The following is a 16,761-nucleotide window of genomic DNA, read 5'->3' as shown; positions in this document are numbered from 1 at the left end:
AAGTTGGCAGTACCGAATTACAGATCCAAAACCTGCCATCAGCTAATCAGGTTCTATTAGTGAAAATAACTTTAGAAAACGATTTTACGACAACAAGAAAAATCATATTTCAATAATAAATAAACAAAGTTTAATCCCATAAAAAAACCATTCTGCAAAACAGAATGGTTTTTTTATGGGATTTTAAAAGCGATATAAATAAATTACGGTTTCTCAATCAAAATACTTACTGCATTTCCTCCAAAGCCAACCGCATTTATCAAAATCCTTTTAATGGGTTTTGTTTGCTGCTGCTTTTTACCAAAAGGAATCCCGATAAAAGTATCGTGCTGAAACATCAAAAGCGCCAATTCTAAGCTCAATATTCCGGAGGCGCCAAAAGTATGTCCGATTTTCCATTTATTCGTGGTTAACAAGGGTAATTTCGACCCAAAAACCTTTTCAATCGCGCGCAACTCTGTTAAGTCCCCTTTTATTGTTCCGGGAGCATGCATCACAATAGCATCAACGGTTTCTAAATCTACACCTTTCAAAGCCATTTTCATCGATTTTTGAAAACAGGTCGCTTCTGCAGAGATTGAAATATTATGTTCTAAAATCTCCGTTGCATAACCCACGCCTGTTACAAACGCAATAGCATTTGAAGATTCGCCAGCTTCTAAACAACAAACCGCAGCCCCTTCACCTAAAATCATGGTGTTCTGCGTTTTATCAAAGTCAAAAGCTAAATTTGGCCAGGGTTCTTCGTCCTGATTAATTCTGGAATAGATCTTGAGTGCTCTCATTTGAGCAATCGTAAAATCAGTTAAAGGTGCTTCGCTTCCTCCCACCAAAAATTTATCAGCCATTCCTGATTTTAACCATGCTACACCATTTAACAAGGCGTGTAGTGCGGTTGAACACGTGATTGAATGTGAAATTTCAGGACCGGTACTTTGTAAATCGTGTGCAATCCAGGAAGAAATATTCCCTAAAGTTGTAGTGGGTGAAGCCAGAGTTTGCGCTTTACCGGTAGCCAGATATTCCTTATAATGCTTCTCGAATAAATCTGTAGCCCCACGAGACGAACCCATATTAATTCCGAAGACATCACCTGAATTCCATCCTGCCTGTTCAACTGCTTTTCGGGAAGCTGCTATAGCAAACAAAACCGAATCATCTAAAAACTTATATTTTATATCTGATTCGCGTATTTCTGCCACAATTTGTTTCGATTCGGCATTAAGAGAGGCAACAGAAGTTTCTTGCTGATCTAAAAACTGTTTAGAAAAGCAATGCTGATGGTCGAGATATTTCTCCCAGACCCTTTCAGAAGTATTTCCTAAAGGTGAGATAGATGAAAAAGCTGTTATAGCAATTTTAGTATTCAATGTTAGTGTTTTTTAATGGCGAAGTTCGCGAAGTTTTATGAAAGATGGTACCCCGATCATGTGGATTAAACCGATATCCACAGATTAATTATTTTTACCTGTGTAAATCAGCTTAATCTCTTTTTATTATACCATATCTATAGCTTCTTCAATTATAGCATAAACTTTTTGAAGCTGTTTATCTGTCATAATATACGGAGGAAGGATATACACTATATTACCAACCGGTCTTAAGATAACTCCTTTTTCAATAAAGAAATTGTACAGTTTTGTTCGCATCGAACCATAATAACTTTCCTCTGAATCGGATTTGATTTCAACCGCAAAAATAACCCCTAGTGTTCTGGCCGTAATTACTTTTGAATGAGTTTCAATTTTCTTTTGAAAACCTAGATGACTTGCATTGATTCTTTTGATATTATCCTGCATTTCATTTGTTTGCAATAAATCCATGCTTGCCAAAGCTGCTGCGCAACCTGTCGGATTTGCTGTAAAAGTATGTCCGTGAAATAAAGCTTTATTGATATCATCATCATAAAAAGCATCAAAAACTTCCTGAGTAAAAGTTGTTATTGCCATTGGGATTGTACCTCCTGTTAAGGCTTTCGACAAACAAATCATATCCGGTTCCTGAGAAACATAATCCATCGCAAAGGTTTTTCCTGTTTTACCAAAACCGGTCATTACTTCATCAGCAATGGTCAAAACTTTGTTTTCATTGCAGATCCCAATCAGTTTTGCTAATGCTTCAGGTTCATACATGACCATTCCGGCAGCACCCTGAACCAAAGGTTCAAAAATAAAACCGGCACAATTATAATTCTGAATTACATTTTGTAACGCATCAAAACTTTCCTGCTCTTTTCCTTTTACCGGAACCGGAATCCGAACCACATCTATAAACATTCCCTGAAAAGCCTGGGTATAAAAGGAAATTCCGCTTGCTGCCATTGCCGCAAAAGTATCGCCATGAAAAGCATTTTCGAAAGCAATTATAGTGGTACGTTTTTCATTTTTATTGAAAAAATACTGCAAAGCTACTTTAATTGCCACTTCAACTGCTGTTGAGCCATTATCAGAAAAAAAGATTTTCTGCTGATTTTTTGGCAGGATTTCAATCAGTCTTTCTGCGACTTTTATAGCGGGTTCGTGTGTAAAACCTCCAAACAAAACATGCTCTAAAGTGGTCAATTGTTTGTAAATCGCATCGGCAATAAATTTATTGCTGTGCCCAAAAGGGTTTACCCACCAGGATGCAATCGCATCAATATATTCTTTACCATTTTCATCCCAAAGTAAGGCACCGTCACCTCTTGAAATTGCAATTGGTGTTTGCGCAGTCTTGTGCTGTGTATACGGATGCCAAAGGTACTGACTGTCTTTTTCTGTTAAAGTCATCTTATATAGATATTAGAGTATAGAAAAAAGACTAAACCCCATAATTTTTGACAAAGATAGGAAAGTCTGTTTTCTTTATTCTATGAATCTTTTTTCTATAAATCAAGTAAATTGTCTCTAAACAAATCGGCGTATTCACGAATTACATTTTGATCGAAATAGGGTTCTTCATCGATTCTTCCAATGCATTTTATCCCGGTTTTATTTAAAATTAAATTTTCTGTCGATTTGTTTTCGCTTCCGCTAAAGATAATCCCGGCGACTTCAAAACCGCGGTTCCTGATAGCCTCTATCGTCAATAAGGTATGATTAATGCTTCCCAGATAATGCCTTGAAACCACAATTATTTTATAATCTGGCCGAATTAAATCTATAATTAAATCTTTATCATTCAACGGAACAAAAATTCCTCCGGCCCCTTCAATAACCAGATGATTTTTAGTTTCGGGTTCTGCGATTTGCTTTAAGTCAATTTTGATCCCGTCAATTTCAGCAGCCAGATGCGGACTTGCCGGCGTGTTTAACTTATAAGCATTTAAATGAAATTGAGATTTGGAATTTGAAACCTGCGATTTTACTTTGTGACTATCCGAATTATCTAAATCCCCAGCCTGAATGGGTTTCCAATAATCTGCTTCTAAAGCCTCAACAACGATTGCAGCACTAATGGTTTTACCAACATCAGTCGAAATTCCTGTTATAAATATTTTCATACCTTTTTTGTTTCATCGGGATTCAGAAAGAAAAAACAGAGACTCACAAAATTATCTATTTTAACTTTGGCTGTTTTGTATTTTTCTTTGTGAATCGCTGTGCTATAATTTATTCTTGTAAAAATACCAATAAAAACAAAACCCATCATTACGATGGGTTTATTGTTTTAAGTTACTCTTCTTTTAGTTCATCTATCACTTTTCTAATTTCTTTGGCATATTTTCCATAAAAATATTGTACCCACCATTCTAAAAATATTCCCATAAATAAAATTGAAAAAATAATTATCAGGAAAAAACTAATCAGCTGAGAATCGCTAATATCAATGATTTGAACAGTATCGTTTTTTGTAAACTTTGTATAAAAAAAGCCAATTAGAAATAAAATTACAAAGGGCGTCACAGCAAATCCAAAAGTCTTGTAGAGCTCCATATTCAGTCTCACATCAAAATACGTTTCATACAAACTGTCTTTTGTTTTTAAAGTGATGTTGCTGATTCTTTTATAAAACAAATACAACTTTACAAAATAATAAATGCAAACCGCAACAAATATGCTGAAGAACAAATAATAGGTCTTTGCTATTTTTGGTTCGAAATCATAAATAAAAGGTATAAAACCAAATATAATAATGCAAACTGTCTGTATAATAAACTCACATTTAAGGTTTTTTCTAATCTTATCCAGAGGTGTATTTGCAGATTGTATTTTTTCTAAATTATCCGGAAGAACAACATTCTCTGTTTTTTCGTTATTCCATGCATTTTGTATATCGTTAAAATCCATATCCTTGATTTTTAATTATTTCTTTTAATTTCTCTTTTGCCCTGTTTAGTTTTACTCTGGCATTTCCTTCAGATATTCCAAGATTTTCTCCAATTTCTTTATGAGAAAACCCTTCTAACTGATAGAAAATAATCGCTTTATCAATTTTTTCGAGTTTTTGAACTGCTTTATAAAAATGATCGATCTGACTTTCCTTTATATGCGAATCGCCTTCATCTTCCTTAATATTTTCTGAAGCGATTTCGTATTTATCTACCTTTCGTTTTTCTTTCTTTAAGAAAACGATAGCTGTATTTACGGCAACACGATACATCCAGGTCGAAAACTGACTTTCGTTTCTAAAAGAATCATACGATTTCCAAAGCTGACAAACAATCTCCTGAAACAAATCCTGTTGATCATCCTGATTATCCATGTACATTTTAGAAACTTTGTACAGTATTCCTTTATGGCTTTCGATCCTGTTTAAAAATTCTTGTTCTTTCTCTTTCAAAACGATTTTATTTCGTTACCGGTTTTACTTTATATCCTGCTTTTCTCAATAAATTAATTACTCCGTCCTTACCTGGCAAATGCCCTACCCCAACTGCCACAAACAAACTTTCTTTTTTCATCATCTCAGGCATTCTCTTTGCCCAGTCTTTATTCCTGTCGTCAAGTATCAATTTTATAACATTGGCATTCATTGCCTTTTCATTGGCAGCATTAAGATTCATCAAGTTCTCTGCCTTATAATCTTCTACCATTTCTCTGGTCTCGGCTTTACTAAAATCGCCAACCGTTTCCATCAGTTCAGCATCCGTATAGGCATTTGCTAACATATCGGTTTGTTTTTGTACAGTTTCAAAACCTGCAATCGTTTTATTTTCTTTTTTGGCCAAATCTATAAAATCTGATTCATAAGATTTCAAAGTTTCACAATCAAATGTCTTTACAGAAATAAAACCCATAACAGCTGCTAAAGTAAAACCATCCAATTGCTTTACTTTAAAACCGGTATTTTTTTGTAAAATCGAATCTAACTTTGACAATTGTGCCGGCGCCAGCTTCTTGCTTAATGGTTCTGAAGAAATATTCCTTTTTTGTGCTTCTGCCATTTCATTTGGGTCAGATAAATTAATTTCCAGAATTAGCTTATCTGATTTTTGAAATGCTATTTTTGTTTTTTCTGCCATAAAATAATCACTTGGACAAATACCATGAATCGTTCCGTAAACATAAGATGGTTTTGATAGTCCGTTTCCTGATATTTCCCATAAAAGAGAGTTCTCTAATTTTGGTGCTTTTGTCTGTGCCCCGGTTGATGCACTACAAATAATTGCGATTGCGGTTACTGCTGATTGTAATAAATTTTTCATGTTGTTGATTGATTTTTATTTTGTGATTTGTTGATGATTAAAACTCCTTTTTAATATGTATTGTTTTTATTTTTCTTCGACCAGGCTGCGACTGCCACAACTATGGAGACCGTTAAAATGATGCTGAAGATTTTTAGTAAAAAGTAACTTACTAATCCTAAAAAGAATCCTATTGAAGCAAAAAGGATAACATTGAAAACATTTTCTTTTGACGAATTTGATTTTGATTTCATAATGGTTTTATTTTTTTGATTACGACTCGTAAGTAATCAAACATTTAAAACGTTACAAAAAAAAATCCTTTTTTTTAAGAAATGAGGAAACGTGTATGTTTTAAAAGATATTTTTATGAAATACGGACTAAATATCAGAGAGATTCATAAAGAAAAAAAACAAAGATTTTCAAAATGAACTTTGTATCTCTTTGTCAAACTTTCGCGAATGCCGGCGGAATAATATTAAAACACAAAGTCTCTCAACAACTCTAAAATCTGGCAGATTTCTTCTTCAGAATTAAAACTATGAATACAAAAACGTAAACGCTCCTGTCCTTGGGGAACGGTTGGGGAAAGAATTGGTTTTACATCAAAACCTTTATCCTGTAGTTGTTGGGCCAATCGTTTTACATTTTCATTTCCGGGTACTATTGCAGATTGTATTGCGGATTTGCTTCGAACAAACATTGGCTTTAAACCCAACAGGTTCTTTTGTTGATTGAATATTACAATATTGTGACGTAACCTTTCGATTGTTTGTTTTTCAAATTCTAATTGCTGGTAGGCGACTAAAATTGTAGCAACAGCATGTGGCGATAATCCGGTTGTATAAATAAAACTTCTGGCAAAGTTTACTAAATATTCTTTAAGTTCAGTGCTTCCTAAAATTACTGAACCGTGACATCCCAAACCTTTTCCGAATGTCATAATCCGGGCGAAGATCCTATTATGCAATTGCAGCGATTGCATTAAGCCTTCACCTTTATCACCAAAAACACCTAAAGTATGGGCTTCATCAACAATCAGGTAACAATTATATTTTTCAGAAAGTTCTGTTAATTCTTCTAAATTCGGACTATCTCCATCCATAGAAAAAACAGTTTCAGTAACAATGTAAATATTAGTATCCCGAAATTTTTGAATGAGCCGTTCTAAATCCTCAAAATCATTATGATTAAATTTATATGATTTAGCGTTCGACAAGGTAATTCCGTCACGAATAGATGCATGACTTAACTCATCATACAAAATAACATCATTTCGCTGCGGTACAGCACTAAAAAAACCAACATTGGCATCATAACCCGAATTAAAGATTAAAGCCGATTCAGCGTCATGAAACTCCGCAATAAATGCTTCTGTGATTTGATACAAGGAATGATTGCCGGAAATTAAGCGTGAACCTGTCGCGCCGTTTTCAAAAATTCCATTTTCCAGTAAATAAGCGTGGGTCAGCTTAAATATCGATTCTGATTTCGAAAACCCGATATAGTCATTCGAAGAGAAATCGACTAAATTGTTAAATACAGGCAGTTTTCTAAGTGAATTATTCTGCTTGCGATTTTCGAGCTTCTGAATTAGATTATCCGGTAATTTCATAAAAGCAAAGTTATGAAATTGAAGTTGATATTAAATAAAACAGCGGGTTTGACATGCCCGCTGTTTTTAACTTACTATTTAAAGTGCACTTATAAACGGTGATTGTCTGCTAAACTTGGATGCTGCCATTTCCTGAGTCATGAATTTTGCGATATCAATTGCACTGATTTTATCTCCCGGGCAATCTTCTAAACGGACTGAAATCTCAGAGCTTGTATCATTAAATTCAATAAAAGGAACACGAACCTGGGTCCAATTTATATTGCTTTCCACTAAAAAATCATAAGCCTTTTGCCGGTCTTGCTGAATGATCGGAAAATTGGTTTTCATCCATTCCGTTGCAGCTGCTGTTTTAGCACTTTTTTTATCCAATGGAGTATCGATGTTTAATCCTGCTAATAATACATAACGCTCCATTCCGGAATCCTTCATTACCTTCAAAATATTCCTGCTTGCCGCACTGGCCACGAGAGGTTCATCCTGTCGCTGTCCAATTGTACTAATAACAGCCTCACAATCTTTAAGCAATAATTGTATGGTTTTTAAATCGAGGGCGTCACCCTTAATTATTTCAATTCCCGGATTTTGAATGGTAAACTTTTCCGGATTTCTAAGCAAAAGTTTTACGCTAAATCCTTTTTCCAATAACTGGCTTACAAGATAATTTCCAGTTCTTCCGCCACCGCCTAAAACGGCAACTTTATTTATATTTCTCATCATATATTCTTTATAAAATTTGACATAGTTATTTATGCTTCATCAGATTGATGAAGCATAATAATAAAAGCTTACTGAGCTTTTATAAAACAATCTATATTTTATAAAGAGATTAGAATAGTTCAAAAATATACCATTTATGGCAATAAAAAAAGCCAAACATTTCTGTTTGGCTTTTTTGTTTATTTTAAAATTGTTTTAGTCCACTAATACAATAATTTTATTGTCTTTCATTTCGATAGTACCTGACGTGATCTCTAAGGTATAAGTCTGGTCATTTACTTTCGTGAATTTACTCGCTACATCTTTAGAAAAATTGAAACTTGACGCTACAATTTTAATAGTTCCTTTTTCAAGAATAGAAACAATAGGAGCATGGTGATTCAATATTTGAAAGCTTCCGTCAACTCCAGGCAATGTAACAGATGTCACTTCTCCTGAAAATAATTTTGCTTCTGGTGATACTATTTCTAAAATCATCTTTTTTTTGTTATGAGTTATAAGTTATGAGTTATAAGTTAAGTGAGTACAGACTCAAAACTTATAACTCACAATTCATAATTATATTAAGCTTCAGCCAACATTTTTTCTCCAGCTTCGATAGCATCCTGGATAGAACCTTTCAAGTTGAAAGCTGCCTCCGGAAGATGATCTAATTCACCGTCGATGATCATGTTAAATCCTTTGATAGTATCTTTAATGTCAACCAAAACTCCAGGAATACCTGTAAATTGCTCCGCTACGTGGAAGGGTTGAGATAAGAAACGTTGAACACGACGTGCTCTTGATACTGATAATTTATCTTCTTCTGATAATTCTTCCATACCTAAGATTGCAATAATATCCTGCAATTGTTTGTATTTTTGAAGAATTTCTTTTACTCTTTGTGCACAGTCATAGTGCTCATTTCCTAAAATTTGAGGAGTTAAAATTCTTGAAGTAGAATCTAACGGGTCAACCGCTGGATAAATACCTAACTCAGCAATTTTACGAGACAATACTGTTGTTGCATCTAAGTGGGCAAATGTTGTTGCCGGTGCCGGGTCAGTTAAGTCATCCGCAGGAACGTAAACCGCTTGTACAGATGTAATAGATCCTTTGTTTGTAGATGTAATACGCTCTTGCATAGCTCCCATCTCTGTTGCCAAAGTTGGTTGGTATCCTACTGCAGAAGGCATACGCCCTAAAAGTGCTGATACTTCAGAACCTGCTTGTGTAAAACGGAAGATGTTATCAACGAAAAACAATACGTCTTTACCCTGATCAGTTCCTGCTCCATCACGGAAATACTCAGCGATAGACAATCCTGAAAGTGCTACACGGGCACGAGCTCCAGGAGGCTCATTCATTTGTCCAAAAACGAAAGTAGCTTTTGACTCTCTCATTCCCGGCATATCTACTTTAGATAAATCCCATCCTCCATTTTCCATAGAGTGCATGAAATCATCACCGTATTTAATAATTCCTGACTCTAGCATCTCACGAAGCAAGTCATTTCCTTCACGTGTTCTTTCTCCTACTCCTGCGAATACAGAAAGTCCACCGTGACCTTTTGCGATATTGTTGATCAACTCCTGAATCAATACTGTTTTACCAACACCAGCACCTCCAAACAATCCAATTTTACCTCCTTTTGCATAAGGCTCAATCAAATCGATTACTTTAATACCTGTGAATAAAACTTCTGATGAAGTTGATAAATCTTCAAATTTTGGTGCCTGTCTGTGAATAGACAAACCGTTTTCTCCTGTTTTTGGCAAGTTTCCTAAACCATCAATTGCATCTCCAATTACATTGAATAATCTTCCATATACGTCTGGACCTATTGGCATTTGGATTGGATTACCAGTTCCAACTACTTCATATCCTCTACTCAATCCATCTGTTGAGTCCATAGAAATGGTACGAACAGTGTTTTCACCAATGTGAGATTGTACTTCCAGAACTAATAAAGTTCCGTCTTTTTTAGTCACTTCTAGTGAATCATAAATTTTTGGAAGTTCAACATCTTTACCGTTGAAAACTACGTCTACTACTGGTCCAATGATTTGAGCAACTTTTCCTATTACTTTTGACATTACTTATGTATTTATTAAATAGCTATTTAGGTTTATCGAAAATACCTCTTTTTTCAGAGCGCAAAGATAATTTTTTAAAATATAAAATCAATTTTTTTTTATAAAAAATACTATTATTTTGTTTGATTCCTAAAAGTCAGGCCCCAAATACGGAAAATGGCATTTTTTAACAAAAATAAAAAAAGCCACTACATTTTACAAATGCGTGGCTTTTATAAAAATAAAATGGCTTACTATAACGTTGCCGGATATTGAATTGGATATAAAGCCAAATCAACATGACGCAATGTTGAACCGTATTTTGCATTTATGGCATCTATAAAAATATTAGCAATCAGGCCATATCCTCTTGCACTCGGGTGAACTCCGTCTAAAGAAAAAGCACCTCCGGTAACATACGTCGCCGACATTGTAAAATTCCCAAATCTGTAACCTCCGCTTGACAACTGTGTCATTACAGCTTTTGTATCTACAAAGGCCAAACCTTTTTCTGTTGCGATAGACTGGATTGTTACATTATAAGCATCTGTTGCTTTTTTAACTTCAGCAATTTCATCTTTGGTTAATACCCAGCTATCAGCCAATGGCACTGAAAGCCCGTTTACTTTTGTAGCATCTCCGCCAACTGTAGTCCCTATAAACGTTCTTGCTGATAAAACTACCAAATCTTCTTTGGTTGCCTGTCTGTAAGAAGGAAGTCCGTAAGCCGCAAGATTAGTCAGATAACTATCTACGACAACCACCGCATTATTTCCTGCCACAAAATTGATCGTTCTTCTTGTGGCCTCTTCCTGCGTTAATAATTTATTCGTTACCATTTGTTTTAAACCCCCATTGTAAACCGCATAGCCTGCATTCAATTGGGCAGCCAAAGCAGCAGTAAGCGGGGCAGGATTATAAGGAACTGTTGTAAAATAAGGCAAAGTTGTAATATACGGCAAATTGGCCACCACTCCTTTTGCACCGTTTGCCGTTAAGGCCGTTACCAGATTAGAATAAATAGTCTTAAAAACAGTTGGATCCGTAATGTCATTGCCGGAATATGTTGCCGGATTCGGGTTCCCGGTTTGATCTTTTCCAATTCCTCCGGAAGTAGCATAAGCCAAAACATCGTTTCCTCCAATAAACAAAGAGAAAAAAGTTGGAGATTGTGCTAAAGCATCAGCCAAAACCGTAGTAGAAGGGGTACTGGCAAATCTTGCAAAATAAGGATTCGAGGCTCCTGTTGCTACTCCTGCAACATTCCCGTAACCCGGCGCCACTAAGTGAAAACTTTTGGCCCCCGGAACTCCTAAATTACCAAATGTCCCCGTAAGATGAGCCGTAACTTCGGTTGTTGGTTTTCCGGCAACATTTACCGGAGCCTGACCGTTAAAGTACAAACGCGTTCCCGCAACAACATTTCCCCCTAACAACAACCCTCCCAGATTATCATTCATAAACGGAGTCGCAAAAGCCCCTCCTCCGGCAGCAGCAAATTGTTGCGCCATGATATTGGTATAAGATCCTTCCTGACCCTTTTTAAAAAGAGCATTATCACTATATCCCGCAGCGAAAGAATCTCCAAGCGCTATAAATTTTGTAAAAACTGCCGATCCGGGAACAACAGGTACTTCTGCCGGCGTATCGCTGCTATCATCATTATTACATGCCATAAAGGTTAAAGAAACCAATAAGAGCCATTTCATATTTTTTATCATCTTGTTAAGTTTAAAATTATTACATCTTTCTTCTCTATATTTATTTAAAAATTCAAAAGAAAGAAATCCACTTCATCTCACTACTTTATAATTACGGATTAATTGTCCAGGAAACAAACCATTGCTGACCAATTGCCCCGGCTCCAATTACCTGAATATAATCAGATCCAAAAAGGTTTGTTGCCCCAACTTTAAGAACTGATTTCAGTTTGGTAAAAGCATAATTGATCTGAGCATCCAGAACAGTGTTTTCCGGAACCATTCCATCTCCAAAAGAAGATTGCCATAAGTATTCCGTATTCCATCTCACATTAACATTAAAACCTAAATTTTTAATCACTTTAGCATTTCCAAGAGACGCTTTGATTCTATGTTTCGGCGTATTGAAACCTGCAATAAAACTTGGATCATCTGCCTGGTTAAAATCAAATTGTGCGTAGTTATAATTTACTCCTACTTCAAAATCTTTGTATACTTTTTTAGACAAACCAACTCCAAAACCTAATGAAGAAACCTGTGCAGTTGTATTGGTATACACCTGATACACTCTTCTGTCACCAAATGCCAATGCCTGATACGATTGTTGTACTGCAGGATTGGAAGAATCTGTTCCTGCTGTTCCGTAATACGGAGATATTACCCTCGCAGTATTCATGAAGTCATTGTAAATGTTGTAATAAACATTTAAATCGACTGACAAATCATTTTGAATCACTGAACGGTATCCCGCTTCAAAAGCCTGAACCTGTTCCGGTTTTACCAATCCGATATTAGCCACTTTAAGATCAGCAGGATTTGCAGAAGCAGCAAACGCCTGAACAGACGCGACTGTGTATGCATTACGATAAGCATTTTGACCAGACATTCCAATAGTCGCAGGCTGACCCGCAATCGCTTGTCCTGCCGCACTTACATTTACAGTTTCCTGGAAACGATCTAAATTTTCAGGAGCTGAGCCTATTAACGCAAATGGCCCTAAATCCAGACCAATGTACTGATCTTGTGTAGTAGGATTACGGAATCCTGTCTGATAAGACAATCTGAAGTTATGTCTTTTAGATGCTCCGGCAGAATACACAAATGAAACCCTTGGCGATAAATTACCATCGAAGTTTTGACTTTTATCGTAACGCAGGGATCCTGTAAATTTTAATCTGTCATCAAGGAATTTTTTAGTCAATTGCCCATAAGCCCCATATTCTCTGTAGCTAATTGGCCCGTCGTAATCTGTAAAAATTGTTCCCTCAGAATCCATTACATATTCTCTCCATGAACCACCCACCTGAATTTCTGCCCATTTAATCATATCTCTAAAATTATAATTCACATCAGAGTGGTATAATTTTGAATGATCGATAAATTTAGCCCCCTGAGTCAGATCAGGATTTGAAATAACCGTTGCAAGCGCATTACTAAACTGAACTGAACCCGGCTCAAATCTGGCCTGGCCTGTAGGTTTAGGAATAAAAGAAATTTGTGCAGGAAGAACATTATAATCAGCAAAGTTTCTTGCAATATTGGCCGATTCATTTGCATTGGTTCCCATTACAGCACCTGATAACTGATATGCCGTGGCATAATTAGTAAACCATTCCTGATCTGATTTTGCTGCTCTGTTTACATTCCAGGCGGCAAATCTCATATCATACGAATTTCCGGCATCTTCATCTGTAGCATATACTCTCGCAAAAAAGTTTTTTCCTTTTACCTCAATTTTACCTTGTTGCATCATGAAATCTTTCAGGGCATATCTATTGGCTCCCTGATAAATGGTACTTCCTAAACCAATTTTATACTGCATGATAATTTCCGTATCATCCGTTGGCTTAATATGAGCAGAAAAATCTGCTTTTACGTTTTTAACTTTATTGTCTGTCAAGTCCTGTTCACGATATCCGGTTCTGCTTACCTGCCCCACATTTGGAATAAAAGTAGTTACCTCGTCACCATAAATATTTAATCCGTCATAATTTTGATTATTGGCATGCCCTACAGAACCACCCGTCATACTTCTTGTATCTGCTGCAATCCATTCTGTAGCTTCCATATAAGTGAAATTGGCTTTTAAAGCAAAATGTTTCGTAAAAGCTTTTGCTGCTCTAATTCCAAAATCATTATAATCATTAGTTCCTGCCGCTTTTTGGCTTGTTTGTCCATATTTATAATAAACACTTATTCCTTCGTTAGTAAAAGGGCTTTTACTGTTCATAAACATAATTCCGTTAAAAGCATTTGCACCGTAAAGTGCAGAAGAAGCACCCGGCAAAAGCTCAACATTGGCCACATCGATATCTGAAATACCAATTAAGTTGCCTAACACAAAATTCAATGCCGGAGAAGAGTTATCCATCCCATCAACCAATTGCATAAAACGTGTATTGGCTACAGAAGCAAAACCACGTGTATTAATGGATTTAAAAGAGATACTACTGGTATTAAAATTTACCTCTTTTAAGTTTTCCAGACCATCATAAAAAGTAGGCGCTGTAGTATTCCTGATTTCCTGAATTCCCATTCTTTCAATAGTAACAGGCGACTCAATTACCCTTTCAGGAGTTCTTGAAGCCGAAACCACAATTTCATCCAGTTTTGTTTCTTCATCTTTTAATACGACATCCACTTTTTGATTTGAAGATGTAATAGTAAATGTCTTCGTTTCAAACCCTACTGCCGAAACCTTAATCGTAAAAGGCGGCTTTGAAGAAGTAGTCAGTTTGAATGTACCGTCAAAATCAGTAGAAACTCCTCCTGAGTTCCCTACTATGGTTACATTGGCACCAGGAATAGATTGTTTGTTACCATCAGTAACAGAACCAGTAATTGTATTCTGCGCAAAGGAAATTCCGCTGAAAAACAACATAATTAGTAAATATACTCTCATTTAGGTTTGTTTTTGGTTAGTTTATCTAGCCAAAATACAAATAATTTTAATATTAATAAAAAAATGTTAAAAAAAATTAATATTCAATACCATTTTAGCATCTATTTTAACTATTTAGCAATGAGTTTTATTAAATTAATATCAAACATTAATCTCAGCGCGCTTCATTTACTATGCATACATATAATTTTATCCAAAAAAGTTGAGGATTTAATAAAAATACAGGGGTAAGAAAAAAAATATGGCAATAAAAAAAAGCGAGACCTAAATCTCGCTTTTTTAACATATAATCTAATATAGTATTTATTCTACAGTAACTGATTTTGCCAGGTTACGCGGCTGATCTACATTACAACCTCTCATTACTGCAATATAATACGAAAGCAATTGCAGAGGTATAGTCGTAATTAACGGAGATAAAGCATCTGACGTTTCAGGAATTTCGATTACATAATCAGCTAATTCACGAACCTGAGTGTCACCTTTGGTCACTACAGCAATGATTTTTCCGCTTCTGGATTTTATTTCCTGAATATTACTTACAATTTTATCATAATGCCCTTGTTTAGGTGCAATTACAATTACCGGCATGTGCTCGTCAATTAAAGCGATCGGGCCGTGTTTCATTTCAGCTGCAGGATATCCTTCAGCATGAATATACGAGATCTCTTTAAGTTTTAAAGCCCCTTCAAGTGCTACCGGGAAATTATACCCACGACCTAAGTACAAACAGTTTGGTGCATCTTTAAAAGCTGCAGCAATTTCTTTTGCCCTGTCGTTGGTTTCTAATGCTTCGGCCACTTTTTCCGGAATCAATTCTAATTCCTGCAAATAAGCGTGAAAATCAGGATTTGACAAAGTACCTTTTGCTTTTCCTAATCGCAAAGCGATCATGGTTAAAACAGTAATTTGTGTTGTAAATGCTTTAGTCGAAGCTACTCCAATTTCCGGACCTGCGTGCGTGTAAGCACCTGCATGGCTTTCTCTTGAAATAGAAGAACCTACCACATTACAAACCCCAAAAACAAAAGCACCATTTTCTTTTGCCAGTTTAATAGCCGCCATAGTATCAGCCGTTTCTCCAGATTGGGAAATCGCGATCACTACATCGTTTTTATTGATAATTGGGTTTCTGTATCTAAACTCAGAAGCATACTCTACTTCTACCGGAATACGGGTAAACTCTTCAAAAATATATTCGGCTACCAAACCTGCGTGCCATGAAGTACCACAAGCTACGATTAAGATTCTTTGAGCGTTTAAGAATTTCTCCAGATTATCTTCAACACCTGCCATCTGAACGATACCTTCATTTGCATGAAGCCTTCCTCTGTAGGTATCTTTTATAACACTTGGCTGCTCATAAATTTCTTTTAGCATGAAATGATCGTAACCTCCTTTTTCGATTTGCTCCAAATTCATTTGAAGTTCCTGAATGTAAGGATCTACTAAAGAGTCGTCTTTAATTTTTCTGACTTTAAGAGGTTTGTGCAGTCTAATATTTGCCATTTCACCATCTTCAAGGTAGATTGCATTTGAAGTATATTCAATAAAAGGCGAAGCATCAGAAGCAATAAAATACTCTCCTTCACCAACTCCAATCGCCAATGGACTACCTAATCTGGCAGCCACAATTTCGTTAGGATTTTTTTTATCAAAAACAGCAATGGCATAAGCCCCTACTACCTGGTTTAAAGCAATCTGAACTGCCTTACCCAACTTAAGTCCTTCTTTCTTCTGAACTTCTTCAATAAGGTTTACCAAAACCTCAGTATCTGTATCAGACTTAAAAGTATATCCTCTTTTGATTAATTCTTCTTTAAGTGGCGCATAGTTCTCAATGATCCCATTGTGAATAATAACCAATTCTCCGGAATTAGAAAGATGCGGATGCGAGTTTACATCATTTGGAACTCCGTGGGTCGCCCAACGCGTATGTCCAATTCCTATAGTTCCTGCGGTATCCAGATCTTCTTTAGCCTTCGCTTCAAGATCTGAAACCTTACCTTTTGTTTTACAAACTTTTACACCAGATGCATCGTCATATAACATGACTCCGGCACTATCATACCCTCTGTACTCCAACCGCTTTAGTCCTTTTATAACAATAGGATAAGCCTCTCGGTGACCGATATATCCAACAATTCCACACATATATTATTTA

General features: G+C 35.9%; 14 protein-coding genes. All 14 read right to left on the bottom strand.

Features of this window, described 5'->3' with window-relative positions:
* Nucleotides 1-203: 203 nt before the first annotated feature.
* On the bottom strand, nucleotides 204-1,370 hold the full coding sequence (locus tag ACHRWY_RS11285; RefSeq protein ID WP_395354616.1) for a beta-ketoacyl synthase N-terminal-like domain-containing protein: 1,167 nt from the start codon (nucleotides 1,368-1,370) through the stop codon (nucleotides 204-206).
* 126 nt (nucleotides 1,371-1,496) lie between these two features.
* A complete protein-coding gene (bioA, locus tag ACHRWY_RS11280) occupies nucleotides 1,497-2,768 on the bottom strand; it encodes an adenosylmethionine--8-amino-7-oxononanoate transaminase (RefSeq protein ID WP_395354615.1) in 1,272 nt (423 codons plus the stop codon).
* Between the two features lie 95 nt (nucleotides 2,769-2,863).
* Entirely contained in the window at nucleotides 2,864-3,481 is a 618-nt protein-coding gene (gene bioD / locus ACHRWY_RS11275; protein WP_395354613.1) for a dethiobiotin synthase, read from the bottom strand.
* 172 nt (nucleotides 3,482-3,653) lie between these two features.
* On the bottom strand, nucleotides 3,654-4,268 hold the full coding sequence (locus ACHRWY_RS11270) for a hypothetical protein (RefSeq protein WP_395354611.1): 615 nt from the start codon (nucleotides 4,266-4,268) through the stop codon (nucleotides 3,654-3,656).
* Nucleotides 4,258-4,761 carry an RNA polymerase sigma factor gene (locus ACHRWY_RS11265; RefSeq protein WP_395354610.1) on the bottom strand — a complete coding sequence of 168 codons (504 nt, stop codon included), beginning with the start codon at nucleotides 4,759-4,761 and terminating at the stop codon, nucleotides 4,258-4,260. Before ACHRWY_RS11265 ends, ACHRWY_RS11270 begins: the two co-directional genes overlap by 11 nt.
* Before the next feature lie 7 nt (nucleotides 4,762-4,768).
* Nucleotides 4,769-5,626 (bottom strand): TraB/GumN family protein, encoded by an 858-nt coding sequence (locus ACHRWY_RS11260; RefSeq protein WP_395354609.1) that lies wholly within the window; start codon nucleotides 5,624-5,626, stop codon nucleotides 4,769-4,771.
* Nucleotides 5,627-5,676: 50 nt separating this feature from the next.
* Complete coding sequence (locus ACHRWY_RS11255) at nucleotides 5,677-5,859, bottom strand: hypothetical protein (protein ID WP_395354608.1); 183 nt, start codon at nucleotides 5,857-5,859, stop codon at nucleotides 5,677-5,679.
* Nucleotides 5,860-6,084: 225 nt separating this feature from the next.
* Nucleotides 6,085-7,221, bottom strand: a complete 1,137-nt coding sequence (locus tag ACHRWY_RS11250) for an aminotransferase class I/II-fold pyridoxal phosphate-dependent enzyme (protein WP_395354606.1) — start codon at nucleotides 7,219-7,221, stop codon at nucleotides 6,085-6,087.
* A 78-nt stretch (nucleotides 7,222-7,299) separates the two neighbouring features.
* Complete coding sequence (locus ACHRWY_RS11245) at nucleotides 7,300-7,941, bottom strand: NAD(P)-dependent oxidoreductase (protein WP_395354605.1); 642 nt, start codon at nucleotides 7,939-7,941, stop codon at nucleotides 7,300-7,302.
* A 195-nt stretch (nucleotides 7,942-8,136) separates the two neighbouring features.
* Nucleotides 8,137-8,418 (bottom strand): F0F1 ATP synthase subunit epsilon, encoded by a 282-nt coding sequence (locus ACHRWY_RS11240; RefSeq protein ID WP_395354603.1) that lies wholly within the window; start codon nucleotides 8,416-8,418, stop codon nucleotides 8,137-8,139.
* A gap of 86 nt (nucleotides 8,419-8,504) precedes the next feature.
* Complete coding sequence (atpD, locus tag ACHRWY_RS11235) at nucleotides 8,505-10,016, bottom strand: F0F1 ATP synthase subunit beta (protein ID WP_026984148.1); 1,512 nt, start codon at nucleotides 10,014-10,016, stop codon at nucleotides 8,505-8,507.
* A 233-nt stretch (nucleotides 10,017-10,249) separates the two neighbouring features.
* Nucleotides 10,250-11,716 carry an SGNH/GDSL hydrolase family protein gene (locus ACHRWY_RS11230; protein ID WP_395354601.1) on the bottom strand — a complete coding sequence of 489 codons (1,467 nt, stop codon included), beginning with the start codon at nucleotides 11,714-11,716 and terminating at the stop codon, nucleotides 10,250-10,252.
* Between the two features lie 91 nt (nucleotides 11,717-11,807).
* On the bottom strand, nucleotides 11,808-14,597 hold the full coding sequence (locus ACHRWY_RS11225; protein WP_395354599.1) for a TonB-dependent receptor domain-containing protein: 2,790 nt from the start codon (nucleotides 14,595-14,597) through the stop codon (nucleotides 11,808-11,810).
* Between the two features lie 303 nt (nucleotides 14,598-14,900).
* A complete protein-coding gene (gene glmS, locus ACHRWY_RS11220; RefSeq protein WP_395354598.1) occupies nucleotides 14,901-16,751 on the bottom strand; it encodes a glutamine--fructose-6-phosphate transaminase (isomerizing) in 1,851 nt (616 codons plus the stop codon).
* Between the last annotated feature and the right edge of the window lie 10 nt (nucleotides 16,752-16,761).

It is taken from the genome of Flavobacterium sp. FlaQc-48, from assembly GCF_044007335.1.
In the GTDB taxonomy this organism is placed as follows: domain Bacteria; phylum Bacteroidota; class Bacteroidia; order Flavobacteriales; family Flavobacteriaceae; genus Flavobacterium.
The sequence above is the reverse complement of the archived record's forward strand: the minus strand, read 5'-3'. Positions and strand labels throughout refer to the sequence as shown.

What these genes read in the sequence shown, in the direction of transcription:
- bioA (WP_395354615.1), bottom strand. Translation starts at nt 2,768, where the DNA reads ATGACTTTAACAGAAAAAGACAGTCAGTACCTTTGGCATCCGTATACA.
- bioD (WP_395354613.1), bottom strand. Translation starts at nt 3,481, where the DNA reads ATGAAAATATTTATAACAGGAATTTCGACTGATGTTGGTAAAACCATT.
- ACHRWY_RS11270 (WP_395354611.1), bottom strand. Translation starts at nt 4,268, where the DNA reads ATGGATTTTAACGATATACAAAATGCATGGAATAACGAAAAAACAGAG.
- ACHRWY_RS11260 (WP_395354609.1), bottom strand. Translation starts at nt 5,626, where the DNA reads ATGAAAAATTTATTACAATCAGCAGTAACCGCAATCGCAATTATTTGT.
- ACHRWY_RS11255 (WP_395354608.1), bottom strand. Translation starts at nt 5,859, where the DNA reads ATGAAATCAAAATCAAATTCGTCAAAAGAAAATGTTTTCAATGTTATC.
- ACHRWY_RS11250 (WP_395354606.1), bottom strand. Translation starts at nt 7,221, where the DNA reads ATGAAATTACCGGATAATCTAATTCAGAAGCTCGAAAATCGCAAGCAG.
- ACHRWY_RS11245 (WP_395354605.1), bottom strand. Translation starts at nt 7,941, where the DNA reads ATGATGAGAAATATAAATAAAGTTGCCGTTTTAGGCGGTGGCGGAAGA.
- ACHRWY_RS11240 (WP_395354603.1), bottom strand. Translation starts at nt 8,418, where the DNA reads ATGATTTTAGAAATAGTATCACCAGAAGCAAAATTATTTTCAGGAGAA.
- atpD (WP_026984148.1), bottom strand. Translation starts at nt 10,016, where the DNA reads ATGTCAAAAGTAATAGGAAAAGTTGCTCAAATCATTGGACCAGTAGTA.
- ACHRWY_RS11230 (WP_395354601.1), bottom strand. Translation starts at nt 11,716, where the DNA reads ATGATAAAAAATATGAAATGGCTCTTATTGGTTTCTTTAACCTTTATG.
- ACHRWY_RS11225 (WP_395354599.1), bottom strand. Translation starts at nt 14,597, where the DNA reads ATGAGAGTATATTTACTAATTATGTTGTTTTTCAGCGGAATTTCCTTT.
- glmS (WP_395354598.1), bottom strand. Translation starts at nt 16,751, where the DNA reads ATGTGTGGAATTGTTGGATATATCGGTCACCGAGAGGCTTATCCTATT.